Genomic DNA, 25,470 nt, shown 5'->3' with positions numbered 1-25,470 from the left:
CCGGGAGGGTGGACGGTACCGGTCCGGGGCACAGGGAAGGCATGCTCGACCCCTCCGCACCGGACCGTACGACGACCCGTCCCACCGCACAGACCACCGCACGGACAACCGCTCACGGCGCCGCGATCCTCGCCGACCCGCTGCTCAACAAGGGGACGGCCTTCACCCGGCAGGAACGCGAGGCGCTCGGCCTGGACGGACTGCTGCCGCCTGCCGTCGAGACCCTGGAGGAGCAGGTCGCCCGCGCCCACCAGGCGTTCCTCGACTACGACAGACCGCTCAACCGGCACATCTACCTGCGCCAGCTGCAGGACACCAACGAGGTGCTCTTCTACCGTCTGGTCACCGACCATCTGGAAGAGCTGCTGCCGGTCGTCTACACGCCCACCGTCGGGGAGGCGTGCCGCCGTTTCAGCGAGATCTACCGGCGGCCCCGCGGGCTCTTCCTGGCCTGGGAGGACCGCCACCGGTTCCGCGAGATCCTGCGCAACCGCCCGCACAGGGGCTCCGTGGATGTGATTGTGGTCACCGACGGCCAGCGCATCCTCGGCCTCGGCGACCAGGGCGTCGGCGGGATGGGCATCCCGATCGGCAAGCTCAGCCTCTACACCGCCATCGGCGGCGTCCACCCGGCGCGCACCCTGCCGATCCTGCTCGACGTTGGTACCGACAACGAGCAATTGCTGTCCGATCCGCGCTATCTGGGCCGCCGGGAACACCGGCTCACGGGTGCCCGGTACGACGAGATGATCGAGGCGTTCGTCTCGGCGGTCGAGGCTGAGCTGCCGGGCACGCTGCTGCAGTGGGAGGACTTCGCCACCGTCCACGCCCGGCCGATCCTCACCCGCTACCGCGACCGGCTGCTCACCTTCAACGACGACATCCAGGGCACCGCGGCGGTCGTGCTCGGCGCGTTCTCCACGGCGTGCCAGGTCGCCGGGGCGCCGCTGACCGATCAGCGTCTGGTCGTGCTGGGGGCGGGCTCCGCCGCCGTGGGCGTCGCCGACATGATCCGCGCCGCTCTGGTGGACGAAGGGCTCTCGCGGCAGGAGGCCGCGAGCCGGTTCTGGTTCGTCGACGTCGACGGGCTCCTTGTCGCCTCGCGCACGGACCTCACCGAGGAGCAGCGGGTCTACGCCCGGGCCGACGACGAGGTGGCCGGCTGGGACGGCACCGGGCTCGCCGAGGTGGTGCGCCGGGTCGAGCCGACGGCGCTGATCGGTCTGTCGACGGCGCAGGGCGCGTTCACGGAGGAGATCGTGCGGCAGATGGCCTCGACGTGCGAGCGGCCGGTCATCTTTCCGCTGTCCAATCCCACCTCGCACGCCGAGGCCGAGCCGGCCGATCTGGCCCGCTGGACGGCCGGGAGGGCGCTGATCGCGACCGGTTCGCCGTTCCCGCCGCTGGAGGTGGAGGGGCGGGAGGTTCCCGTGGCGCAGGCCAACAATGTCTACATCTTCCCGGCCATGGGGCTCGCGCTGGCGGCGGGAGGGGCGACGAGGGTCACCGACCGGATGCTGGTGGCCGCCGCGCGCGCGGTCGCCCGGCGGGCCGCGGAGGCCGCCGCGGGAGTCCCGGGCCCCGCGCCGCTGCTGCCACCGCTCGGCGGCATGCGGGAGGCGGCACGGGAGATCGCCGTGGCCGCGGCGCTCGCCGCCGTCGAGGACGGGGTGGCTCCGAAGGCGACCGAGGCCGAGCTGCGTCAGGCGGTCGCACGGACGCAGTGGACGCCCGACTATCAGGCCTGCTGACACCCGGGCGCGAAGGACCCCACGGCGCCCGCGCGACACAGGCGGAGGCGCCCGTCACACCACCTCGTCACGCCCACGGGAGACCGGTCACACCCCCGGTGCGGGGCGGCCGTGCCCCTGGCCGTGGCACTTTCCCGTAGCGTGGAGGCGCGACGGGGGCGCCGTCCTCGCCACTGCGGGCTGCGCGACCTTGATCCTACGGCATGTAGGGTTACGTTCTCAGTGCTGACACCGGGCGTACCCCTGTTCGTAGGATGCCGTTTCGGGCGCCGCTGAGCCGTGGCGTGACGGAACCGCCGTCCGGGGAGCCGGAGAAACCAAGACGAGAGGTGGACGTGTCGATCGAGACCCCCGAGTCAGGCGGGGCAGAGCCGGACATCAGCGTCGTCGTCATCGTCTACAACGATGCCAGACGCCTCCCGACAGCTGTACGTTCCGTGCTCGACCAGACGTTGCGCAACGTGGAAGTGATCATCGCCGACGACTGTTCGACCGACGGGTCGTACGACGTGGCCCGGTCACTCGCCACGGCTAACCCGGACCGCGTGCGGGCGATACAGCTGCCTGAGAACAGCGGCGGCTGCGGAGAACCCCGCAACCAGGGCGTCGCCGTGGCCCGAGGGCGCTACGTCATGTTCCTGGACAGCGACGACACGCTCGAGCTCAACGCCTGCCGCAACATGCTGGAGGCGGCCGACCGCACCGGTGCCGATCTGGTCTCGGGGCTCTGCGTCCGGGTGCACACCGACAGCAGGCACGACAAGCGGGTCCCCTGGTACCCCTGGCTGTACCGGACGACACGCACCGTCGAGTCCGTCGCCGAGCTGCCCGACCTCTTCGTCTTCGACACCCTGTCGACCAACAAGTGCTACCGGCGTGAGTTCCTGCTCGAGAACGAGCTCACCTTCCCGAGGGGCATCCACTACGAGGACCTGCTGTTCTCGGCCCAGGCCTATCTGGCGGCGGAGCGGATCACCCTGATCCCCAACACGGTGTACTTCTGGAACGTGGTCGAGAAGACCACGACCAAGTCGATCAGCAACCGGCGCCACGAGATCAACAACTTCACCGACCGGCTGGAGATCCACCGCCGGATCGACGCCATTCTGGACCGGCGCGGGCTCGACGAGCTCAAGCTGCACAAGGACATCAAGTTCCTCAAGCACGACCTCGTCCTGTACCTCCGCGACCTGCCGTTCCTCGACAACGACTACCGGCACCTCTTCGCGGAGCTGGCCCGCGGCTACATCGAGGACTTCCCGGACGCGGCCTACGCCCAGCTGGACCGCGTGCATGCGATCTGCGCCTACCTGCTGATGCAGGAGGACTGGGACAACCTGATGCCGGCGATCGACACGCTGATCAACAGGGAGAAGATCTCGGCACCGCTCGCGGAGCGCGACGGGCGTGTGTACTGGTGCGACGAGCACCTGGACGACCCCAAGGCACGCGCCATCATGGACGTCACGAGCCTCGGCTACCACGGCCGGCCGCTGGACCGGATGTTCCTGCGCAACGTGCTCACCGAGTACGCCGTACGCGGTGACCTGGTGGTGCTGGGCGGCGCGGTGGTCAACCCGCTGCACACCGTCTCCCCGGACGCCCGCCTCGGCGCCGAGTTGGAGTTCCGGGCCCGCCGCCGCAGTCTGCAGGCCTTCCGGTTCCCGGTGCGGACGGTACGTCACGAGGGCGACACCCTCACCTGGCAGGCCACGGTCCCGCTGTCCGGCCGCTTTCGTCCGCTGGGCGTCATCGACGAGGTGTGGGACGTCCGGCTGCATCTGACGGCGGACGGGAAGCGCACGGCGACCCGGATCACCTCCGGCAGGGTCGACCTGGAGAGCGCCGAGTCCGTGCCCGTACGCCCCCGGCTCAGCCGGTTCGTGGCGGACCGGCTCCAGCCGCAGGTCTCCGCCAAGGGCCACCTCGCCTTCCAGCTCACCCAGGAAGGTTCGGCCGCCGTGCGTGGCCGCGCCGTCGTGGACCGCAACATGGACGGCGTCGCCGCCCGGACCGCCAAGGGCGCCTATCGCACGATCCGGGCGGTCCGTAAGGACCTCGCCTCCGGTCCGCGCAAGCTCCAGGGCTACCAGCGCATGCTCCGGCTGCTCCCCGTCCGCAAGGGCAGCGTCGTCTTCGAGAGCCACCTCGGCAAGCAGTACAGCGACAGCCCGCGGGCGATCTACGAGGAGCTGCGGCGCCGCGGGCTGCCGATCACCGCCGTCTGGTCCTACGCCGGCGAGAAGCCCGAGGGCTTCCCGGAGGGCGTCGAGCTCGTCCGCCGGTGGTCCTGGCGCTACCTCAGGGCGCTCGCCCAGGCCGAGTACTGGGTCGACAACCAGGGCTTCCCCCTCCGGCTGCCCAAGCGCCCGGAGACCACGTACATCCAGACCTGGCACGGATCGGCGCTGAAGAGGATGGGCTTCGACGAGCCCAGCTACCGGGTGATGTCCGAGCAGGAACAGCTCTCCTACCAGGAGGCGCTGGACCGCTTCGACCACTTCGTGGTCCGCAGCGAGCACGACGTTCGCACCCTCGCCGAGGCCTACCGCATCCCCGAGGAGAAGCTGCTGCGCACCGGTTACCCCCGCAACGACGCCCTCGTACGAGCGGCCCGGGACCCCCAGGCTCCCGACCCGGCCCTGCGTGCCCTGGCCGAACGCCTCGGCATCACTCCGGACCGCCGTGTGGTGCTGTACGCGCCCACGTTCCGTGCCCGCCCCGACGGCGGCGTACGGGAGTTCGAGTTCCCCTTCGACGTGGAACGCTTCGCCGACACCTTCGGGGACAAGTACACGCTCCTCGTCCGCTCCCACTACCTGAACCGGGTCACCCTCCCGCCGTCGGTGGCGGGCCGTGTGATCGACGTGACGGAGGAGCCGGACATCACGCCGCTCATGCTGCTGTCCGACGCCGTGATCACCGACTACTCCTCGGTGATGTTCGACTACGCGCTGCTGCGCCGGCCGCTGCTGTTCTACGCCTACGACTGGGAGGAGTACTCCCAGGACATCCGGGGCACGTACTTCGACCTCCTCGAGGAAGCCCCGGGCCCGGTCGCACGCACCGAGGACGAGCTCTTCGCCGCGGTGTCCGACCTGCCTGCCGTGGGCACCCAGTACGAGGCGCGGCTCAAGGAGTTCGTGGACAAGTACGGCGAGTACGACCGCGGGGACGCGGCGGCTCGCATCGTCGACCGGTTCTTCGGCAGCGCAGGAGAAGCCCGATGACGCAGCGTGAGATCTTCTTCGTCGCCAACGAGGTCAACGAACTCGGTGGCGTGGGCGTCTGGCAGATCCAGATGGCCCGGCTTCTGGCGGAGCGCGGTCACCGTGTGCGGGTCATCGGCATCGCCCCGCCCGAGGTGCCGATGGACCTCGGCGAGAACCCGCCGTTCGAGACGCTGACCCTGTACGACCGGCGGCCCCCGGGCCGCCGGAGGCCGCGCGCCCTGCTCGGCCGCGTCGACCCGGCCGTGCGACGGCAGGAAGCGGACATGCGGGCGGCCGCGGAGCGGCTGTCCCGTGAGTTCCGCGCCGCGCAGCCCGGTGCCATGATCATCGTGACCCAGGTGTGGGCGATGGAGTGGGTGGCCCTCGCGGACACCGCCGGGCACCCGGTCATCGGCATGAGCCACGAGTCCTTCGAGGCCTCTCGCAAGTCCTCGCGCTTCGAGCGCGTGCAGAAGTACTACCAGGACGTCGACAGGCTGCTGGTCCTCACCCAGGAGGACGCCGACCTCTGGGTGGGCGCGGGCCTCAACAACGTCGGCTTCATGCCGAACCCGCTGCCGGTGATGCCCGACACCGCGTCGCCGCGCACGGAGAAGGTGGTCGCCAGCATCGGGCGGCTCAGCCATGCGAAGGGCGTCGATCTGCTGCTGGACGTCTGGGCCGAGGCCGCGCCGCAGCAGCCGGGATGGACCCTGCGCATCTACGGCGCCGGCGACTACGAGGCCGAACTCCGGCGGCAGTGCACCGCGCTCGGCCTGGACGACTCGGTGGAGTGGGCCGGGCAGACCGACGACGTCACAGGGGCGCTCGGACGGTCGTCCGTGCTCGTTCAGTCGTCCCGCGGCGAGGGCTTTCCGCTCGTCCTCCTGGAGGCGATGGCCTGCGGCGTGCCGTGTGCCGCGTTCGACTGTTCGCCCGGTGTGCGAGAGATCATCAGGGACGGCGAGGACGGTCTGCTGGCCCGGCTCGGCAACACCTCCGAACTCGCCCGTCATCTCGTCCGGTTGATGGCCGACGAGAACCTCCGGGACACGATGGGGGACCGGGCCCGGGAGAACGTGCAGCGGTTCGCCCCGGACGAGATCACCCGCAGGTGGGAGGAACTCTTCGCGTTCCTGGAGCGCTGAGGGAGGGGCGCCCCGGCTCACGCCGGGGCGCCCGGTCGCTGCCGCGCCGGCGTCAGGGATACGAGACCACCGTGGACGGCGTGGTCGAGGTGCCCGAGGTCGGCGCTCCCGTCCCGTTGATGACGTGCTCGTACTGGCCGTTGCCACCGAGCGAGACGACCAGCAGGTCGTGGAACCGCACTCCTGGCGTGTCCGGGGCGGCGAAGCCGTTGTGCTGCACGATGGCCGGGTCGACGTTGTAGTAGCAGTAGCTGCCGAGCCCCCACCCCTCGTGGGTGGTCACGTTGTCGCCGACCTTGTAGGCGGCATAGCCCTTGACGGGGCCGTCCTGGATCGCGGCCTGGTTCGGGGCGTCGTACGCCTTCTCGTTCTGGAAGAAGACGGTGCGGCCCCGCTGCCCGTACCACTGCACGTCGTACTTGTTGAAGTGCTCCACGAACAGGCCCGTGGCGAGGACGTCGTCGCCGTTGACGACGAGGCCGTAGTCGGCCCGGTTGGTGTCCCAGCCGACGCCGGTGCCATGGTCGGCACGCCAGACCCAGGTGTGGTCGACGATCGTGTGACGGCTGTTGATCACCATGCTGGTGGTCGCCCTGCCCGCGCCCGCCCCGCCGATGCGCACGAACACGTCCTGGACGGTGGTCGGGTCGGCCGAGTGGTCCCTCGATGCGCCGGGCGGGCCCACTTCGAGCAGGGTGGCGGAGTTGACCGGCCCGGCTTCGATGAGGAAGCCGGCAAGCCGTACGCCGTCGACGTCCGCGACCTTCAGGGCCGTGACACCGCCGCCGGGGACCAGCGTGGCGTACCCGAGGCCGAGGACGACGGTGCGCGCGCGATCGACCCGTATCGGCTGGTCGAGGTCGTAGATCCCCGGGGTCAGCATCAGGTGAAGCCCTTGCGCGAGCGCCTGGTTGAGCGTCGCGGCCGAGTCGCCCGGTCGGGCCACATAGAACTCCGCCAGGGACAGCGAGGTGCCTCTGGGCGTGCCGTTGCCCCAGGTGACACCGCGGGAGTTGGTGCGCTTCTCCGGCAGGAAGACCCTGAACTCGTCGCCCCGGACGTAGAGGAAGGGCTTCTCACGGGAGACGGGCGTGGTCTCCAGCGTGGTGTACGGCGGGTTGGGGAAGCTCTGCGCGGGTGCGCCCGCGACGCCCGAGAACACCATGTTCCACACGCCGTTGAGCCAGCTTCCGATCGCGCTGTCGCGGGTGTACCACTGCTGTTGTGAGTACGGTCCCACCTGGCCGTCGATGCGGCTGTCGGCGATGTAGCCGCCGCTCGCCCAGCCGTAGCCGGTGGGGGAGAGGTTGAGACCGCCGCGGACGTGCATACGCCGGAAGGGTGCTGCCTGGGCGACGGCCCAGCGGTTGGTGCCGCTCGCGGGGACGACGGCGAGGTTCTCCGCCGAACGCCAGAAGTTCTGCGTGGCGTTGCCGTTGAACCAGCCCGCGTCGACCGTCACGTCACCGTTGATGGTCGTGTCGTCGGGGGACAGACCGAGGCCGGCGATGGAGGTGTAGAAGCCGATCTGCGCATTGAGGCCGTGGTAGGTGCCGGGCCTGAACAGCAGCGCGTAGCGTCCGGTGCCGAACTGCGCCGACTCCTGCTGCCGGAAGACCTCGTCCAGCGCGGCCTGGATGCCGGGGGTGGAGGGGTCGAAGACGAGGACGTTCGGGCCGAGGTCGCCGCCGCCGGGCAGGGTGCGCGGAGGCCTGCGGGACGGGGCGGCCGACGCCGGTGCGGACAGGCCCGCGAGCACGGGGGCCACCGACGCGGCTGCGCCGAGGACTGTTCTGCGGCCGACGCCGGGGCGCCGCGGATCCGGGGATTCCGGAGGGACAGGGGGCATGGGGCGGCTCTCCTGGTTCAGGAAGTGAACGATGTGGGGTCGGGGAGCGCTCTCCTTGCCGGTGAATGCTTCATGGCCCGAACCGATGCGTCAAGGGCTGCGGCAGGAGTTCCGCAGGTGCGTCAAAACCCTTGACGTACCTACCGGTTGAGGTTTAACTCACGTCCTAAATTAAGCCCTGAGGAGATCCGGAAGGGACCCCACGAGCCATGCGCAGCATCCGAGCCGCGGCCACCGGCGCCGTCACCCTCTCATTCGCCCTTGCCGCCGCGGCCTGCGGAGGCGGATCGTCGACGGGGGGCGGGTCCAACGACTCCCCGAAGACGCTCACCTACTGGGCCTCCAACCAGGGCGCCGGCCTCGAGGTCGACAAGCAGGTCCTCCAGCCCGAGCTCGACAAGTTCGAGAGGCAGACCGGGATCAAGGTGAACCTGGAGGTCGTCCCCTGGTCGGACCTGCTGAACCGGATCCTCACCGCGACCACCTCCGGTCAGGGCCCCGACGTACTGAACATCGGCAACACCTGGAGCGCCTCCCTGCAGGCCACCGGCGCGTTGCTGCCGTGGGACGCCAGGAACTTCGGCGCGATCGGCGGCAAGGACCGCTTCGTCGGCTCGGCGCTCGGCTCCACGGGCGCGCAGGGCGAGGACCCGGCCGCCGTACCGCTGTACTCGATGGCGTATGCCCTCTACTACAACAAGAAGATGTTCGCCGACGCGGGCATAGCCAGGCCACCGGCCACCTGGGACGAGCTGATCGCCGACGGCAGGAAGATCTCCGCGAAGGGGAAGCAGGCGCTCGGCGCCGAGGGCTCGAACCTGGCGGAGAACATCCACCATGTATTCGTCTTCGGCAAGCAGCACGGCGCGGACTTCTTCACTGCTGAGGGCAGGCCGGACTTCACGTCCGACGGCGTGGTGGCCGCGGTCAAGCAGTACGTCGACCTGATGGCGAAGGACAAGGTCATCCCGCCGGGCAACGCCGAGTACGCGCAGAACCAGTCCGTGAGCGACTTCGCCAAGGGCAGGACGGCGATGCTCCTGTGGCAGTCCGCGTCCGCCAACCTGAAGTCGCAGGGTATGAGCGAGGACCAGTACGGCATCGCACCGGTGCCCGTGCAGTCCGGCACCCCGGGCACCGGCACGAACGTCGACTCGATGGTCGCGGGCATCAACCTGGCCGTCTTCAAGAACACCCACAACCTCGACGGCGCCACGCAGTTCGTGAAGTTCATGACCAGTGACGCGGAGCAGAAGATCCTCAATACGGCCTACAGCTCCATCCCGCCGGTCAAGTCCGCCCAGTCGGACGCCGCGTTCAACACCACGGCGAACGCAGTCCTGAAGGACACCCTCGCCCGGAGCGCCGCCGCGCTGCCGCAGGTCGCCGACGAGTCCCAGTTCGAGACGACCGTGGGCACGGCGGTCAAGGAGCTCTTCGCCGACGCCGCGGCCGGACGCCCGGTCACCACCGAATCCGTCAAGGCCAAGCTGCTGAAGGCCCAGCAGCAGATGCCCGCGAAGTGAGACCGGACGGCCACATGACCACCACGACCGCCTCCGCCGGGACCGGCGAGCGGACGGTGCCGGAGAGCTCCCCCGGTGCGGCGCGCGGCCCGCGCCGCACCGGGCGGACCCGCCGCATCGGACTGCCCTACCTGCTGCTCCTGCCCGCCCTTGTCCTCGAACTCCTGGTCCATCTGGTGCCGATGGCGATCGGCATCGTTATGAGCTTCAAGGAGCTCACGCAGTTCTACATCCGGGACTGGAGCACCGCCCCCTGGTCCGGCTTCGGCAACTACCGGATCTCCGTGGACTTCAACGCCCCCGTGGGCGACGCGTTGCTTCACTCGTTCCTCGTCACCGTCGGCTTCACCCTGCTCTCGGTCGGCCTGTGCTGGCTGATCGGCACGGTGGCCGCCATCCACATGCAGGACACCTTCCGCGGCCGGGGACTGCTGCGCGCCCTGTTCCTGGTGCCGTACGCGCTGCCCGTGTACGCGGCCGTCATCACCTGGGTGTTCATGTTCCAGCACGACAACGGCCTGGTGAACCACGTCCTGCACGACCAGCTGCACCTCACCGACGAGCCCTCCTTCTGGCTGATCGGCAACAACAGCTTCGTCGCCCTGCTCGTCGTGTCCGTCTGGAAGGGGTGGCCGTTCGCCTTCCTCATCGTCATGGCGGCCCTGCAGAACATTCCCCGTGAGCTGTACGAGGCGGCCGCCCTCGACGGCGCGGGCCTGTGGCAGCAGTTGCGCCGCATCACCCTTCCGTCGCTGCGATCGGTCAACCAGGTACTGGTCCTGGTGCTGTTCCTGTGGACGTTCAACGACTTCAACACGCCGTACGTGCTGTTCGGCAGGGCCGCCCCGGAAGCCGCGGACCTCATCTCGGTCCACATCTACCAGGCGTCCTTCGTCACCTGGAACTTCGGCGCCGGCTCCGCCATGTCGGTCCTGCTGCTGCTCTTCCTGCTCGTCGTGACGGGTGTCTACCTGCTGGGGACCTCTCGAGGAAGGAAGACGGCCGATGCCTAGCACCTCGTACGCCCCCCGTTCGCCGATGGCGCCGCCGCGGTCCTTCCTCTGGTCCCGGCGGATCTTCCTCACCCTGCTCACCGGGTTCGTGCTGGTGCCGGTCTATGTGATGGTCTCCAGCTCCCTCAAGCCGCTCGCCGACGTCTCGGGAAAGTTCCGCTGGCTCCCGAGCGGCCTCACCATCCGCCCCTACATCGACATCTGGTCGACGGTGCCGCTCGCGAAGTACTTCGTGAACTCCCTGATCGTGGCGGGCTCGGCGACGGTCTGCTCGGTGGGGATCGCGGTTTTCGCGGCCTACGCCGTCAGCCGCTACGACTTCCGCGGCAAGCGCGTGTTCACGGTGACCGTGCTGTCGACGCAGATGTTCCCCGGCATCCTGTTCCTGCTCCCGCTGTTCCTTCTCTACGTCAACATCGGCAACGCCACCGGCCTCGCCCTGTTCGGCTCGCGCGGCGGGCTGATCCTGACCTACCTCACCTTCTCGCTGCCGTTCTCGATCTGGATGCTCATCGGGTACTTCGACTCGGTGCCGCGCGATCTGGACGAGGCGGCGCTGGTGGACGGCTGCGGACCGCTCGGCGCGCTGATCCGGATCGTCGTGCCCGCCGCGATCCCCGGCATCGTCGCGGTGGCCGTCTACGCCTTCATGACCGCCTGGGGCGAGGTGCTCTTCGCCTCGGTGATGACCAACGACACCACCCGCACCCTCGCCGTCGGGCTCCAGGGCTACTCCACGCTGAACGACGTCTACTGGAACCAGATCATGGCCGCCTCGCTCGTCGTCAGCGTGCCGGTGGTCGCGGGCTTCCTCCTGCTGCAGCGCTATCTCGTCACCGGGCTCACCGCCGGAGCCGTGAAGTGACCAACACCCCCGTTCCCGAAGGGACTTCCGTGTCCGACCGTATCGACCTCGCCGCGCTTCCGCAGGACTTCCTGTGGGGCACGGCCACCTCGGCGTACCAGATCGAGGGAGCCGTCGACGAGGACGGCCGGTCCCCGTCGATCTGGGACACCTTCTCGCACACCCCCGGAAGGATCGCGGGCGACGACCGCGGCGACGTGGCCTGCGACCACTACCACCGCTGGCGCGAGGACATCGGGTTGATGAAGCGGCTCGGTACCAACGCCTACCGGCTGTCGGTCGCCTGGCCCCGGGTGGTCCCGGACGGCAACGGCGCGGTGAACCCCAAGGGCCTCGCGTTCTACGACCAGTTGACCGACGGTCTGCTGGAGTCGGGCATCACCCCGTCGGTCACGCTCTACCACTGGGACCTGCCGCAGGTGCTCCAGGACCGCGGCGGATGGCCCGCACGCGCCACCGCCGATCACTTCGCCGCGTACGCGTCGGCCGTCGCCGAACGCCTGGGCGACCGGGTCACCCACTGGGCCACCCTCAACGAACCGCTGTGCTCGGCCTGGATCGGCCATCTGGAGGGACGGATGGCCCCCGGCCTCACCGATCCGGCCGCCGCGGTCCGCGCCTCGTACCATCTGCTCCTCGGCCATGGTCTGGCAGCCCAGGCGGTCCGCGCCGCCGCCCCGGGCGCAGAGATCGGCATCGTCAACAACCTCTCCACCGTGCACGCCGCCACCGACCGCACCGAGGACGAGGCGGCGGCCCGCCGCATGGACGGGCACGTCAACCGCTGGTGGCTGGATCCGGTCCACGGCCGGGGCTTCCCGGCTGACATGCGCGAGGTCTACGGCGTCGAACTCCCGGAGCGGCCGGGTGACTCGGAGACGATCGCCGCGCCCCTGGACTGGCTGGGCCTGAACTACTACTTTCCGGCCACCGTCGCCGACGACCCGGCCGGGCCCCCACCGCGCGCCCGCTCGGTGCGCCGCCTCGGCGTGCCCCGCACCGGCATGGACTGGGAGATCGACGCGAGCGGGATCGAGACGCTGCTGCTGCGCCTCACCCATGACTACGGCGCGCGGAAGCTGTACGTCACCGAGAACGGCTCCGCCTTCCCCGACGTCGTAAACCCCGACGGCACCGTCGACGACCCCGAGCGCCAGGACTATCTGGTGCGGCACCTCGCCGCCTGCGCCTCGGCGGCCCGCAAGGGCGCCCCGCTGGCCGGGTACTTCGCCTGGTCGCTGCTGGACAACTTCGAGTGGGCGTACGGCTACGAGAAGCGCTTCGGCCTCGTGCACGTCGACTACCGCACCCAGGTCCGCACGATCAAGGGCAGCGGACACCGGTACGCGGACATCGTGCGAGCGCACCGGGGCCGGGTGCGCCGGGCAGCCTGAGTCACGGCACAAGATGCCGGTTCGTGCCTCACGGGCGCGAACCGGCACTCGGGGGTCTGCTCAGATCGTCAGTCCCAGTAGTAGTCCCCGCCGTAGTCCCCGAAGTCCCCATAGCGGCCGTGGTCGCCGTGGTCCCCGTGGTCCCCGTGGTCCCCGTGGTCTCCGTGGTCGTGGTCACCGCGGAAGTCCCGGAAGTCGCCGCGGTCGTGGTCACCGCCACGGTCCCCATGGTCTCCGTGGTCTCCGTGGTCTCCGTGGTCCCCGTGGTCGCCCCAGTTCGCTTGGATGGACGGGTGCGCCACGGTTGGGGTGCCGGCCATCGCGACACCGCTGCTCGCCGCGCCGGCCAGCAGCATCGTGCCGGCGATCAGTGCGACCCTGCGTCGGACGATCGTCATTGTGTCTCTCCTTGGTCGGACGGGCGCGGAAGCCCTGATTCGTCCCGTTGATCTCAGCCTGCGGCAGGCCCCCTGAGAGGAGGCTGAGAGCGGCCGCGCCGACCGTCGCCGCCCGCAGCGCGGCCTTCACCGAGGGTGCTCGGCGCGCGACCGTGACCAGGTCTTCGTAGGGTTGATGGGGGAGATGGCGGCCTATGCGAGTGCTGTTGATCGAGGACGAACGGGGACTCGCCGCGGCGATCGCTCACGGGCTCGCCGAGGAGGGCTTCGTCACCGATGTCGCCTACGACGGCTTCGACGGGCTGTGGCGCGCCGCCCACGACCCGCACGACGCGATGGTCCTGGATCTCATGCTGCCCGGGATATCCGGCTACGAGGTGCTGAAGCGGCTGCGAGCGGCCGGTGTGTGGACGCCCGTGCTGATCCTGACCGCCAAGGACGGCGAGTACGACGAGGCGGACGCCCTCGACCTCGGCGCCGACGACTACCTCAGCAAGCCGTTCTCCTACGTGGTGCTGGTCGCCCATCTGCGGGCGCTGCTGCGCCGCGGGGCTCCCGCCCGGCCCGCGGTGCTCGAGGCCGGCGACCTCGCCCTGGACCCGGCGCGTCGCCGCTGCCACCGGGCAGGCCGGGAGATCGCCCTGACCGCCCGGGAGTTCACCCTCCTGGAGTTCCTGTTGCGGCACCCGGACGAGGTCGTCAGCAAGACGGACATCCTCGACCACGTCTGGGAGGAGAACTTCGACGGCGACACCAACATCGTCGAGGTCTACATCGGCTATCTGCGGCGGAAGATCGACGCCCCGTTCGACCGCCGGACGATCGAGACCGTCCGTGGCGCCGGCTACCGGTTGCGTGGTGGGAGGTGAACGGGTGCGTATCCCCGTCCCCGCCTGGTGGGCCCGGTGCTCCCTGCGTCTGAGACTCACCGCCGCGGCGGCCTTGATCATCGCGGTGGCCCTGGTCGGCGCGGCCTGTCTGCTCGTCGTCTGGCTGCGCATGAGCCTCATCACCGGGCTCGACCAGACCGCGCTCCAGCGGGCCGAGGTCATCGCCGCGAGCTTCGACACCGGCAGCCTCCCGCCCACCCTGCCGGCCTCGGGCAACGGTGACACCGCCATCCAGGTCGTGGACGCACGGAACGTCGTGCGGTCCAGCTCGGCGAACCTGGCGGGCGAACGCGCGCTGTTCACCTTCGCCCCGACCCCCTCCGGTCAGCCCCAGGCACACAGCGTGCACGGTCTGCCCCTGAACGGGGAGAACACCTGGCGCGCGGTGGCGCTCGCCGCCGGAGGGGCGGGCGACCCCGTGACCGTGTACGTCGCCGTTCCCACCGGGACGGTCGAACACAACATGGCCGTGCTCACGGCGGGTCTGGCCATCACCGTGCCGCCGGCCGTCGCCCTGCTCACCGGCGTCGTCTGGCTGCTGACCGGGCGGGCGCTGCGGCCCGTGGAGGCCATGCGCGCCCAGACCGCCGAGATCACCGCCTGCGACCTGGGCCGCCGTCTGGACGTACCGCCGGCCGACGACGCCCTCGGCCGGCTGGCACGCACCCTCAACGACCTGCTCGCCCGGCTGGACGTCTCTGCACAGCGTCAGCGCCAGTTCGTCGCCGACGCAGCCCATGAGCTGCGCAGCCCGCTCAGCAGCCTGCACACCCAGCTCGAGGTGGCGCTACGGCACCCCGGCTCGGCGGACTGGCGCGCCCGCGGTCCTGCCCTGATCGAGGAGAGCGAGCGACTGTCCCGGCTGGTCGACGACCTCGTCCGGCTGGCCCGCCTGGACGCCAGGCCCCGGCTGCGCAAACGCCTCGTGGACCTGGACGAGGTCGTCTTCCGCGAGGTCCGCCACGCACGGCTGCGCACCTGTCTCGTCATCGACCAGCACGCCGTCAGCGCGGCCCGGGTGTACGGCGACGCGGAGGCCCTGGCCACTGTCGTGCGCAATCTGCTGGACAACTCCCTTCGCTACGCCGTCGAGCGGATCGACGTGAGCCTGCGCGGCCGTGACGGCATCGCATGCCTGGTCGTCGCCGACGACGGGCCCGGTATCCCGGTGGCCGACCGGCGCCGCGTCTTCGACCGCTTCACCCGTCTGGACGGCGCTCGCGCACGGGACACCGGGGGGAGCGGACTCGGGCTGGCGATCGTCCACGACCTCGTCGCCGCCCATCACGGCCACATCCGCATCGAGGACAACGCCCCAGGCGCCCGGATGGTGGTCTGCCTTCCCGCCACCGACCTGTGACCACCGCACCGCCCCCTGGGGGCGGGGTCACTCGGCGTGGCCGAGCATGACGCTCCACAGGCGTGTGGCCACGTGCAGGTTGAGCCTGCTGTCCACGTTCGACAGGTCCCGGCCGGTGATCTCGCGGATGCGCTGGAGCCGGTAGCGCAGTGTGCTGCGGTGGATCGCCAGGGCGCGGGCGGCCCGGTCGTAGTTGCCGCCGCAGTCGAAGTACTGCGAGAGGGTCTCCACCAGGGCCGTCCGGTACCGGGCGTCGTAGTCGATCAGTTCCCCGAGCCACTCGCGGACGAACTCCTCGAGTTCGCGGTACGAGTTCCCGGGCCCCAGGATCCGGTACAGGCCCAGATCGTCGAAGAACGCCGTCCCGATCCGGTCACGCGAGCGCCGGCGCACCTCGAGTGCGCGCAACGCCTCCTGGTGACGGCGGGGTATGTCCCGGGGCGCATCGCAGCGGGCGCTCACGCCGACCGCGCCCGCCCGGCTGCCGGCCTCCCGGCTGAGCGCCTCGTAGAGCTCCGCGTCATGGGGCCGTCCCTGGGCCAGGAGGACCACCTTGTCGGAGTGCCGGGTGGCCAGCGCCCGCATGCCGATGGCGGCGACCGCGCGGTCCACGGCGCGCAGGAACGAGTTGTTCACCGCCAGGTCCGGCCACTCCACGACGATCACATGGTGCGGACGGTGCAGATCGTGACCGACGGCCCCGGCACGGGCGTACGCGCTCCTCTCGTCGGTCCCGTCCAGGAGGTCGTCGACCAGTTCGCGCCGCAGCCGCAGCTCGGTCTCGGCCAGTGTGTGCTGATGGGCCAGTTCCAGGGCCAGGGCCCGCGCGGCGTGATCCAGCGCGAACAGCGTACGGTCGTCCGCCCTGCCGTCGGGGTCCACCAGGGCCAGCACGCCGAGCACCTCGCCGTGCGGCCGGGCCAGGGCGACCAGCCGTCCTCCGACGCGGACGGGGCCCAGCTCCCGCGCCAGTTCCTGCAGCATCTCGGCATGCCGTGCCGCGTCCGGAGCCGGACAGGTGTCGGGGCGTCCCGGTCCCGCCCAGGAGCGCAGATTGCCGAACCGGTCCTCGGCCAGGGCGGACAGCCCGGTGAGGCCGTGCAACGCGCGGACGATCGCATCCTCGCCGCCTCCGGACACGGCGACCTGGTCGAGAGCCTCGTACACCGTCCGCTGGTGCGCCAGATCGGACAGGGCCGAGCGGAGTGGCTCCCCGACCGCGGCCCGGACGTGCCGCAGCCGGCGCCGTGCCACGGCGTCCTCCCGCCGGCGTCGGGGGTGGGCGGCCGCGTTGGACAGGGCCGCGGAGGTCTGCTGCACCAAAACCGTGAGCAGGAAGCGTTCCTCCTCGTCCGGGAGCGCACCGGAGGCGACCACGAGGTAGCCGTACAGCCCGCCGAGCCCGCGCAGGCCGAACGCCCAGCCCCAGCCCCGCCCCGGGCACGGCACGGGCCCGTCCCGTTCGGCGAGCCGCCGCACGTGCCCGTCGAGGTCCGCGGTGCCGCCGGGCCAGTCGGCGGGGCTGCGGACCAGTTCGTCGCGGCGCACGAGGTACCCGGCCTGCGCGCTGCACGGGCCCAGCGTGCCGACGCGGCTCAGTGCGAGGCGCATGATGTCCGTCTCGCTGCGGCAGGTGAACATGGCGCGGGACATCGCCAGCAGTCCGTACGGGTCGGCGGCGGGGCGAGCGGGGCCCTGTCCCTGGATGGTGCCCATGGGATCACTCCGTTCTCCGCAAAACTCCCGGAGACGGGCCGGCGAGGCGTCCGGCGCGGCCTTGTCCGTCGTACCCGTCTCATGCTCGCAGGGCGAGCGGGGGCCTGCATTTTCAACCCGTCGGGGCAGGTGCAACGGCGCGCCGATTCGCGACCCTGGGTCGTGTCGGCCTCGTGCGGCGTTCGGTGGTGCGGTCATGGTGTCCACGCCGTTGTGCGGTGCGGGCCGAGGCGCGAAGGCGAGAGGCGTATGTCATGAGGACCACGATCGTCAACTGCCTGAACTGCGGGCGTGGCAACCGGGTGCCCGTAGCCGCGGAGGGCTTGCCGAACTGCGGGAGCTGCGAGTCGCCGTTGCCCTGGGTCGTCGACGCCTTCGACGCGGACTTCGACGAGATCGCCGCGGAGGCGACCCCGCCGGTCCTGGTCGACCTGTGGGCCACCTGGTGCGGCCCCTGCCGCATGGTCTCCCCCGCCCTGGAACAGGTGGCCAAGGAACTCGCCGGACGGATCAAGCTCGTCAAGGTCGACATCGACAGGAACCCGCGGCTGGGGAGCCGCTTCGCCGTGCAGGCGGTTCCGACGCTGCTGGTGCTGGACCACGGCGAGGTGATTGCCCGTCAGGCCGGGGCCGCTCCCGCCCCGGTACTGCGCCAGTGGGTCGAGCAGGCGACGGCCGGCCGGAGGCCTGCCGCCCGGAAGTGATCCCTGGGTTCGTCCGTGTCCCACGGGAAGTGAAGTAACGCACCGCGAGAAGGAGGGAGATGGTGGGCGATGACCCTGCCTGTCCGACGTAATCGCCCCAGCACGACGAGCGAACGGCCCCTCGGATGGACGGCGCGCAACCCGCTTGCGGAGTTCGACGATCTGCTCAACCAGATGAGCGGGCTGCTCGAATCAACCGTGGGGAGCGTGGCACCCGCCGCCGTGGCCTGGACGCCCCTCGCGGACGTCACGGAGGACGACGACGCCTACCGGATCGAGATCGAACTCCCCGGTGTCAAGAGCTCGGACATCAACGTCGATACGGACGGCCAGGAGCTGGTCGTCAGAGGGGAGATCAAGGAGAAGGAGCGCCAGGGAATCCTGCGCCGCGGCTCCCGGCGCACCGGTGCATTCGAGTACCGCGTGCGGCTGCCGGAGAAGGTGAACACCGACGAGATCGCCGCGGAGATGGAGGACGGCGTGCTCACGATCACGGTCCCCAAGGCGGAGGTCGCCACGCACCGCCGGATCGAGGTCACCCAGCACAAGGACACCGGACGGAGCGGTGGCTGAGACGTAGGCCGCGGCAGTGTGTCCGGGCCCCCGGCCACCGGCCGGGGGCTGCCCGTTGCCCTGGCCGGTCGCGGCCCATCCGCGCGGCCCATCCGCGCGGTCCACCCGAGCAGCTCACCCGTGCGTCCACCCGCGGGGCTCATCCGCCGTGCGCCGCCGGCTCCCGCGCGGCCGCCTCGGCAACTCCCGGGCCGACGGGTCCGCCGCCTCGAAGGCGACCGGGGGCCGGAATCCTGCCTCCGCGCAGATCCGCTCGAGGACACCGCGCGGTCCCGTGCCCCGTGGGGGGCTGATCAGGGGCTGGTCAGGCAGCGCCGTGAGCGGGAGGTTTGTACCGTCCCGGTGCACCGCGAGCAGCGGGTGCCTGATCACCCCGGGGTCGGGATCTGGCTCGTCAAGGGCACTTCGGACCGGATGCCGACGGCGCTGGGCGCCGGGGATCCGGACACCGGGGTGGTGGAGGAGGCGGAGCCGCCGGGCATCTCGCTGCAGATGTGATCGACGTTCCCCTGGAGGCCGCGGAACGCGTGCACGGCCGCCCCCGACGCCAGGCAGAGCGCCACCCTCCCGCGCAGCAGCCCGGTCAGCTCGTCCACCGCCTGCCGGACGCCCTCGACGGCGGCCGACGCGGCCCGCTCGTACGGCAGCACCGACTCACCCGCCTCCGTGAGCGTCATGGAACGGCCCGCACGGTCCCGCAGCGCCTGCCCCACCTCCCGTTCCAGCTGCCGTATTCGCGCGCTCGCTCCGGGTAGCGCCACATGCAGCCGCTCGGCGGCACGCGTGAGAATGCTCACCACCCCTACAAGCTCGGCGGCATCACCGCGGCCCTGGGCCATGACGTGGTCCACGGCCTCGACGTGTCCGTCGCGCCGGGCCTGGACCGCCGCGCCCCCGAGGACCGCCTGCGCCGCTCCCGGCGGGCCGGCCCCACAGAATGGAATGTCACCGTTTTGTACCGGCGTGACCCTTCCCACAACCCATACCGCCCCCAACCGGTCTACCAGGCGGGAGCCGCGCCACGTAGAGTCGCCGCCCACACAGGGGGCGCAACCGGAGACGAAGGGGCCGCCATGGGGGACATACGCAGACGGGGAGCAGTCGCACTCGGGATCACCTCGCTGGTGGCCCCGGTCACACTCGCGATAGGCACCGCACCTGCGGACGCCGCGAGTTGCACCACGCAGACCGGCCCGTATCAGAAGCAGGTCGAGAAGTTCCTCGGCCGACCGGTCGACGGGAGGCAGTCCGCCGCGGACTGCGAGGCGATCCAGGCCTTCCAGAACAGGAACGGCATCACCCCCGCCATCGGCTACGCGGGGCCCGTCACCTGGGGCGTGATGGACCTCATGAACCAGCAGAAGGCCGTCGGGACAAACCCCAACAAGGACGGGAAGTGCCCTGTCAACAAGGGCCGCATCGCGTGCGTCAACCTCACGCTCCAGCTCAGCTGGATCCAGGACGGCAACCGGCTCGTCTACGGACCCGTCCCGGTGCGTACCGGCCGCCAGGGCTTCGCGACCCGTACCGGCCTGAAGCAGATCTATTGGCGGGACCTCAACCACGTCTCGACCGTCTACAACGTGCCCATGCCCTACAGCCAGTTCTTCGACGGCGGGCAGGCGTTTCACTCCGTCGGCCTCAGCATGTGGAACCCGCCGGGTTCGCACGGCTGCGTCAACATGACCACGGCCGACGCCAAGAAGTACTGGGCCCTGCTGAAGACCGGCGACGACGTGTTCGTGTACGGCCGTAAGCCCGGCACCTGACCCGCACGCGGTCCGGCCGTCCTCGTGAACGTGAACGGCCGGACCGCTCAAGGGCGTTACGCCGGAGCGTCCCCGAAGCCCGGGATCTCCGGCCGGACTCCGCCCTGGGCACACCGGTGTCCCATGTCGCCAACTTCGCGATGCCCCGGAAGATCCTGTCGGCGGGGGAAAGGTCGGCCCGATCGATGTGGCGGGGAAGACGGCCGACGAGACCGTTGGAGTGGAGGGGCGAGGAACCGGCCTCGACGCAGAGTGATCAGCTTCACGGTCCGTAATGCCCGAAGCCGCCTGATTGCTCACATCGCCTTCACGTTCGGACCCGTATGCTTCACGCCATGTCCACCACTCCCGAACCCGTAGCGGAACGCTCCGCCGACGAGGTCAACGAGGAGATCCGGGCCCTGTGGTTCCGCAGCGGCGGGACGCTGAGCATGGACGAACGGCGGGAGTACCAGCGACTCGTCATGGAATGGGCGGCGGCTTCCCCGGGCCCGGGGAAAGCGGCGTGACGGCTCGTCCGGCCGCCGTGAGGTACGACCGTCCCTGAGCGACCGGCTCGGCGCACCCGCGGCAGGATCCTCGATCCGCCCCGGGCTCGTATGCGCCCCGGCGAGGGCTCAGCCCCAAGTCCCGGAGTAGGCGCGGCGATAGGCGTTGCGCTCCTGCTCCGTGCGGATGTAGCGCGTGGCCACCAGCGCGACCAGGCTGCCCGCGATGACCAGAAGGCCCGGCCCGAGGTTCCGCGGGTCGGTCAGCCGCGACACGAGGCCGTCCGAGGCTCCGGCCGTGCCCATCTGCTGGACGGAGCCCGGGGCCGCCGACCCCGGCGCGATGGCCGCGCCCTGGGAGGCCGGCGCTGCAGGTGCAGGGGCCGTGGAGGCCCCTGCGGCGGCGCCGGCCGACGGCTGCGGCTGCCCCGCCAGCTGGACCCCGAGCGCCGACATCGCCCTCGTCACCGGCTGGAAGAACGTCGTACCGCCCGACTGGCAGTTACCGCTGCCGCCCGACGTCACGCCGAGCGCGACGCCCTCGGAGAACAGCGGGCCGCCGCTGTCGCCCGGTTCGGCGCACACCGTCGTCTGGATCAGACCGGTGACCGAGCCCTCGGGATAGTTCACCGTCGCGTTGAGCGCCGTCACCTCGCCGTCGTGCAGACCGCTGGTGCTGCCGCTGCGGAAGACCTTCTCGCCGACGACCGGGTCCCCGGCCGCCGTGATGCGCACCCCGCGTCCGCCGCCGATGGCCACGACGTTGGCTCGGGGGGCGGTCTGCCCGCTCTCGTACCGGATGAGGGAGAAGTCGCCGGTGCCCGGGAACTGCGAGGTGACCGTCTGGCCCAGCCGTGACCGGCCCGTGTTGTTGGCGAACCAGAGCGTGCCGCCGGGCCCGCAGTGCCCGGCGGTGAGGACGAACTCGCTCTGTCCGTTTGTCACGTTGAAGCCCGCCGAGCAACGGCCGCTGACCGAGAAGACGGGCTGTGCGCCGTCGACCCGGGTGGTGAACTTCCCCTGCGTGCGCGCCATCCGGACGAAGTCACCGATGCCCTGGGCGAGTTTCGTCATACGGGACCAGTCGGAGGTCGAGACGGTGCTGTCGGCCTGCACCACCACCTCGTTGGTCCGGTAGTCGACGGCCCAGGCGGTGCCCGCCACCCTGGGCGCCGAACTCAGGCTTGCCGCGGCCGACTTGAGCTGGTCCATGCTGTGGCGCACCATCTTGGCCCGGGCCCCGCCGGCCGTCACCCGGGCGGCCGCCTCCTGGTCGGTCACCGCGACGACGGTTCTCCCGTCGGGAGCGACCCAGCTGCCGGCCGTACGCGAGCTGCCGAGCTGCGACACCAGATCGGAGCCGGGCCGGGAGACGGCCTGCGCGGGCGTGCCCGCGGGAGTCTGCGCGCCGGACGGTTCGCTCGCCAGGGCCTGGGTCACCATCAGGCCTCCCATGAGCAGTCCGCTGACGGCCGCGATCTGTGCACCCCGTCGGACGATCCGTCGTCGTGCATGCCTCATCCATGGCTCCCGAACCCGAACAGCACGGCGTCACCACCGCGGGGCCGCTCCGGTGGTCGAGCGCCCTCCCTCCATACGTGCGGCTGTGCCGCGGTGTTCACCAACGGGCGGCGCGACTCAGACCGTTGGCGAGACCGAGGAACTCCGCAGCAGCGCACCGCTGCGCTCGTCGCCCCACACGGAGTCCTGGTCCGCGTACGGCCGAAGCAGCGCGGTGAGCGTGGGATCGCCCCGTCGGTTCAGCTCGTCCGAGGCGATCTTCCGTGCGATTCCGGCGAGGAAGTCGGCGAGTTGCACCCGCGGGTCCCGCCGGGAGTCGACGAGCCGGAGCCCGGCGAGCGGGGCCGTCTCCTTGATCCAGGCGATGCGCTGCGCGGTGAGCACGTTCTGCTCGTCATGGACGAGTGAGACGGGGCGTCCGCCGGCACTCCAGTACGCCGCGGTGCGGACGATCGCCGGTACCAGGGGGTTCAGCAGAGGAACGACCGCAGGTCCCTCGCCGATCCGTGCCCGATGGGACCGGGCCCTCTCGCGCGCCCGGCCGAGCAGCGCGAGGATCTCGCCCACATCGCCGTGCGGGTGCGCCCGCTGCATCGCGTCCACCGCCTGGAAGAAGGACTCCACGGGAGCATCCGGGTCCCCGGCGCTCCTGGCGCGCAGCAGATCGTTGGCCGCCTCCAGAAAACCACGCCACCGCTCGTCCCCGAAGCGTTCGCGTCCCGCGCGGAAGAGGACAAGGGCCGGCGCCGGATCTCCGAGCAGCAGGTCCATCACCCGGTCGACGACGAAGAACGACTTCTCCACGAGCAGGACGTGCGCCTGCCCGTACAGCGGCCCCGAGGCGCCGAGCAGCCACTCCAGCACCGACCGGTGCTTCTCCCGCAGCAGATGCGTGGCCTTGTACTCCTCCGCCGGAGACCGGATCCGGTCACGGATCCCCTGCAGGTGCGCCGCCGCCGACGCGAGGGGCAGATGAACGCTGGCGTGGGCGAACACATCGGTGTTCCCGCCGGTGAGGTTCTCGCCGTCCGATCCGGACTCGTCGCAGGCGACCTCCAGCGGCCGTCCCGCCGTCTGCCTTCGGACCGCAGTGTCGCGATTCCAGGTCACCGCCTCACCCCCTGCCTCGTACTCCAGGAGGATCATCCCGCACCCGACCGTCGATCAACCGTTCCGCCGCACGAGACCTGTCTCATGGTCACGAGAGGCGCCTGCCATGATGGGCGCATGCGCGTGCTGATACCGGTGCCCGACAGGGATTTCGACGTCACCGAGGTCGCGGTGCCCTGGAGACTGCTGACCGACGCGGGGCACGAAGTCGTCTTCGCCACCGAGCGGGCCGGTACCCGTCCCGCGGCCGACCCCCGGCTGCTGACCGGCGTGCTGTTCGGCCGGCTCGGCGCCGAGCCCGAACCCAGACGGTTCTACGAACAGCTGACCGCGGCACCGGAGTTCGCCGCCACTGTGTCCTGGGCCGACGTGGAGGTCGGGGAGTACGACGGGCTGCTCCTGCCGGGCGGGCACGCGCCCGGCATGCGCCAGTACCTGGGCTCCGAGGACCTGCGGCGGCAGGTCGCGCGCTTCTGGGCGCTCGAGCGGCCGGTCGGTGCGATCTGCCACGGCGTCCTGGTCCTGGCCCGGACCCGGGAGGGGGACACCGGACGTGGGGTGCTGGCCGGGCGCCGCACGACCTGTCTGCCGAAGTACATGGAACGCACCGCGTACCTCAGCACGGCCTGGCGTCTCGGCCGCTACTACCGCACCTACCCGGCGTACGTGGAGGACGAGGTGCGCTCGGCGCTCACCGACCCGGGCACGCAGTTCGAACGCGGGCCACGGGTCCTCACCCGGCGCGGTACCGCCGTCGACGACACGCATGCGTTCGTGGTGGAGGACGGCCGCTATCTCTCGGCCCGCTGGCCCGGGGACGCCTACCTCTTCGCGCGACGGTTCCTGACCCTGCTGCGCGGGTGAACATCCTCCAGATCCGCCGTACTCGCGAGTAACTGTCTACCGACCGGTAACTATCCCGTGGCTTTTCGTCCATTCTTGAGCGTGAACATGACCAACATGGCGACGGTCGAGGCACTGTGGCCGTTGTGACGCGAGTTCCACGTGAGAGAGGGGACGGGTATGAGGACACGGGGTGTGGGGCGCCGGATAGGTGCGGTTTCCGCGGTCGTGGCGCTGGGCATCGGCGGTACGGTCACCGCCGCGGGGGCCGCCTCGGCGGCTCCGGCCGCGGCCACCGCGAGCCTGGCGACGGCGCAGGCGTCCGGTGTCGACTACGCCACCTGGCAGTCGGATGTGAAGGCGGTCATCGACCAGGCCGTGCCGTACGTGCGGCAGCGCACCGCGAACGACGCCGGGCAGAAGCTCGCGATCGTCTTCGACATCGACAACACCACGCTGGAGACCTACTTCCACCCCTGGTACCAGCTGCCCACTCCGGCGGTCCAGCCCTCCCTGGCGCTCGCGAAGTACGCCAAGTCCCGCGGAGTCTCCGTCTTCTTCGTCACCGCGCGCCCGGGCATCATCGAGGACGTGACCGAGTGGAACCTCAAGGCGGTCGGCTACCCGGTGGACGGCCTGTACGTGCGTGACCTGCCGGATCTGTTCGACCAGGTCAGCGCGTACAAGACGGGCAAGCGGGCGGAGATCGAGGCGCGCGGCTACACGATCGTCGCGAACGTCGGCAACAACGACTCGGACCTGGTGGGCGGACACGCCGAGCGCACCTTCAAGCTGCCGGACTACAACGGCCAGTTGTCCTGACGGCCCCTGCCGCACATCCGGGCGCCGGTACGGTCGTGTTTCCGCACCGGCGTCCCTGGCATGATCCGCAAACGGCCCGGATGCCTAGACTGCGCCCATGGACGATGCGCTGGACCGGCTCGCTACGGGCAAGTACGTGTTGATCACCAGCTACCGCAGGAACGGCACCCCCGTGGCCACCCCGGTCTGGGTGGTACGCGACGGCGACGCGCTCGGCGTGTGGACCGCCGCGGACTCCTGGAAGGTGAAGAGGATCCGGGCCCGTGCCGATGTCCTGGTCGGGCCCTGCGATCTGCGGGGCAATCCCACCGGTGACCAGATTCCGGCAACCGCCGAGATCTGCGACCCCGCCACCACGGCCCGCTATCGCGAGCTCATCGCCCGCAAGTACGGCGTCATCGGGCGCCTCACCCTCCTCGGCAGCCGACTGCGCCGGGGCGAGCAGGGCACGGTGGGCCTTCGAGTGACGCCCGTACCGTGAATCCCGGGCTCGGCCCTGCTGGGCGAGTGATCGCCGG

The 25,470-nt window shown here is 70.7% G+C and carries 22 protein-coding genes; 16 read left to right on the top strand and 6 right to left on the bottom strand.

Annotated elements, in window-relative coordinates:
* Window positions 1–41: 41 nt before the first annotated feature.
* From AAW14_RS02095 to AAW14_RS02085, 3 genes are all read left to right on the top strand, one after another.
* Window positions 42–1,751 carry an NAD-dependent malic enzyme gene (locus AAW14_RS02095; protein WP_265559145.1) on the top strand — a complete coding sequence of 570 codons (1,710 nt, stop codon included), beginning with the start codon at window positions 42–44 and terminating at the stop codon, window positions 1,749–1,751.
* A gap of 335 nt (window positions 1,752–2,086) precedes the next feature.
* Entirely contained in the window at window positions 2,087–4,981 is a 2,895-nt protein-coding gene (locus tag AAW14_RS02090) for a bifunctional glycosyltransferase/CDP-glycerol:glycerophosphate glycerophosphotransferase (RefSeq protein ID WP_265559143.1), read from the top strand.
* On the top strand, window positions 4,978–6,111 hold the full coding sequence (locus AAW14_RS02085; RefSeq protein ID WP_265559141.1) for a glycosyltransferase: 1,134 nt from the start codon (window positions 4,978–4,980) through the stop codon (window positions 6,109–6,111). Before AAW14_RS02090 ends, AAW14_RS02085 begins: the two co-directional genes overlap by 4 nt.
* A gap of 52 nt (window positions 6,112–6,163) precedes the next feature.
* Here AAW14_RS02085 and AAW14_RS02080 read toward each other — a convergent pair whose 3' ends face one another.
* Window positions 6,164–7,960 carry a coagulation factor 5/8 type domain-containing protein gene (locus AAW14_RS02080; RefSeq protein ID WP_265559140.1) on the bottom strand — a complete coding sequence of 599 codons (1,797 nt, stop codon included), beginning with the start codon at window positions 7,958–7,960 and terminating at the stop codon, window positions 6,164–6,166.
* A 209-nt stretch (window positions 7,961–8,169) separates the two neighbouring features.
* Between AAW14_RS02080 and AAW14_RS02075 the strand changes: the two genes are divergently transcribed.
* The 4 genes from AAW14_RS02075 to AAW14_RS02060 are packed head-to-tail and all read left to right on the top strand — an operon-like array spanning window position 8,170 to window position 12,758.
* On the top strand, window positions 8,170–9,486 hold the full coding sequence (locus AAW14_RS02075; RefSeq protein WP_265559138.1) for an ABC transporter substrate-binding protein: 1,317 nt from the start codon (window positions 8,170–8,172) through the stop codon (window positions 9,484–9,486).
* A 14-nt stretch (window positions 9,487–9,500) separates the two neighbouring features.
* A complete protein-coding gene (locus AAW14_RS02070) occupies window positions 9,501–10,499 on the top strand; it encodes a carbohydrate ABC transporter permease (protein ID WP_265559136.1) in 999 nt (332 codons plus the stop codon).
* Window positions 10,492–11,364, top strand: a complete 873-nt coding sequence (locus AAW14_RS02065; RefSeq protein ID WP_265559134.1) for a carbohydrate ABC transporter permease — start codon at window positions 10,492–10,494, stop codon at window positions 11,362–11,364. Before AAW14_RS02070 ends, AAW14_RS02065 begins: the two co-directional genes overlap by 8 nt.
* 29 nt (window positions 11,365–11,393) lie before the next feature.
* The gene (locus AAW14_RS02060) at window positions 11,394–12,758 is read left to right on the top strand and encodes a GH1 family beta-glucosidase (protein ID WP_265559132.1); all 1,365 of its coding nucleotides are present in this window, start codon (window positions 11,394–11,396) and stop codon (window positions 12,756–12,758) included.
* Between the two features lie 68 nt (window positions 12,759–12,826).
* Here the strand turns inward: AAW14_RS02060 and AAW14_RS02055 are convergent, their stop codons facing one another.
* Complete coding sequence (locus AAW14_RS02055) at window positions 12,827–13,156, bottom strand: hypothetical protein (RefSeq protein WP_265559130.1); 330 nt, start codon at window positions 13,154–13,156, stop codon at window positions 12,827–12,829.
* A gap of 194 nt (window positions 13,157–13,350) precedes the next feature.
* Here AAW14_RS02055 and AAW14_RS02050 point away from each other — a divergent pair, with 194 nt between their 5' ends.
* A complete protein-coding gene (locus tag AAW14_RS02050; protein WP_265559128.1) occupies window positions 13,351–14,025 on the top strand; it encodes a response regulator transcription factor in 675 nt (224 codons plus the stop codon).
* Between the two features lie 4 nt (window positions 14,026–14,029).
* Window positions 14,030–15,406, top strand: a complete 1,377-nt coding sequence (locus tag AAW14_RS02045) for a sensor histidine kinase (RefSeq protein ID WP_265559126.1) — start codon at window positions 14,030–14,032, stop codon at window positions 15,404–15,406.
* Between the two features lie 27 nt (window positions 15,407–15,433).
* Here the strand turns inward: AAW14_RS02045 and AAW14_RS02040 are convergent, their stop codons facing one another.
* A complete protein-coding gene (locus AAW14_RS02040; RefSeq protein ID WP_265559124.1) occupies window positions 15,434–17,122 on the bottom strand; it encodes a PucR family transcriptional regulator in 1,689 nt (562 codons plus the stop codon).
* 254 nt (window positions 17,123–17,376) lie between these two features.
* Between AAW14_RS02040 and trxA the strand changes: the two genes are divergently transcribed.
* A complete protein-coding gene (gene trxA, locus AAW14_RS02035) occupies window positions 17,377–17,826 on the top strand; it encodes a thioredoxin (RefSeq protein ID WP_265559123.1) in 450 nt (149 codons plus the stop codon).
* Window positions 17,827–17,895: 69 nt separating this feature from the next.
* On the top strand, window positions 17,896–18,399 hold the full coding sequence (locus AAW14_RS02030; protein WP_265559121.1) for an Hsp20/alpha crystallin family protein: 504 nt from the start codon (window positions 17,896–17,898) through the stop codon (window positions 18,397–18,399).
* Window positions 18,400–18,767: 368 nt separating this feature from the next.
* On the opposite strand, the gene AAW14_RS39665 is transcribed toward AAW14_RS02030, so the two are convergent.
* Complete coding sequence (locus AAW14_RS39665) at window positions 18,768–19,250, bottom strand: LysR family transcriptional regulator (RefSeq protein WP_416223233.1); 483 nt, start codon at window positions 19,248–19,250, stop codon at window positions 18,768–18,770.
* Between the two features lie 222 nt (window positions 19,251–19,472).
* On the opposite strand from AAW14_RS39665, the gene AAW14_RS02015 reads away from it, so the two are divergent.
* Together AAW14_RS02015 and AAW14_RS02010 are read left to right on the top strand one after the other, a co-directional pair.
* Window positions 19,473–20,168 (top strand): L,D-transpeptidase family protein, encoded by a 696-nt coding sequence (locus AAW14_RS02015; protein ID WP_265559119.1) that lies wholly within the window; start codon window positions 19,473–19,475, stop codon window positions 20,166–20,168.
* A 323-nt stretch (window positions 20,169–20,491) separates the two neighbouring features.
* Window positions 20,492–20,677 (top strand): hypothetical protein, encoded by a 186-nt coding sequence (locus AAW14_RS02010; protein WP_265559117.1) that lies wholly within the window; start codon window positions 20,492–20,494, stop codon window positions 20,675–20,677.
* Between the two features lie 108 nt (window positions 20,678–20,785).
* Here AAW14_RS02010 and AAW14_RS02005 read toward each other — a convergent pair whose 3' ends face one another.
* Window positions 20,786–22,177, bottom strand: coding sequence for a S1 family peptidase (locus tag AAW14_RS02005; protein ID WP_265559115.1), 1,392 nt, complete (start codon window positions 22,175–22,177; stop codon window positions 20,786–20,788).
* Window positions 22,178–22,294: 117 nt separating this feature from the next.
* Entirely contained in the window at window positions 22,295–23,287 is a 993-nt protein-coding gene (locus AAW14_RS02000; protein WP_416223238.1) for a hypothetical protein, read from the bottom strand.
* A 117-nt stretch (window positions 23,288–23,404) separates the two neighbouring features.
* Between AAW14_RS02000 and AAW14_RS01995 the strand changes: the two genes are divergently transcribed.
* The 3 genes from AAW14_RS01995 (at window position 23,405) to AAW14_RS01985 (ending at window position 25,433) form a co-directional block, all read left to right on the top strand.
* Window positions 23,405–24,151: a type 1 glutamine amidotransferase domain-containing protein gene (locus AAW14_RS01995; protein ID WP_265559110.1), complete on the top strand. Its 747-nt coding sequence runs from the start codon at window positions 23,405–23,407 to the stop codon at window positions 24,149–24,151.
* A gap of 159 nt (window positions 24,152–24,310) precedes the next feature.
* Window positions 24,311–24,952 carry an HAD family acid phosphatase gene (locus tag AAW14_RS01990; RefSeq protein ID WP_265559108.1) on the top strand — a complete coding sequence of 214 codons (642 nt, stop codon included), beginning with the start codon at window positions 24,311–24,313 and terminating at the stop codon, window positions 24,950–24,952.
* Window positions 24,953–25,049: 97 nt separating this feature from the next.
* The gene (locus tag AAW14_RS01985; protein ID WP_265559106.1) at window positions 25,050–25,433 is read left to right on the top strand and encodes a PPOX class F420-dependent oxidoreductase; all 384 of its coding nucleotides are present in this window, start codon (window positions 25,050–25,052) and stop codon (window positions 25,431–25,433) included.
* Window positions 25,434–25,470: the final 37 nt, after the last annotated feature.

It is taken from the genome of Streptomyces hygroscopicus, assembly GCF_026168105.1.
Taxonomy (GTDB): domain Bacteria; phylum Actinomycetota; class Actinomycetes; order Streptomycetales; family Streptomycetaceae; genus Streptomyces; species Streptomyces hygroscopicus_D.
The sequence above is the reverse complement of the archived record's forward strand: the minus strand, read 5'-3'. Positions and strand labels throughout refer to the sequence as shown.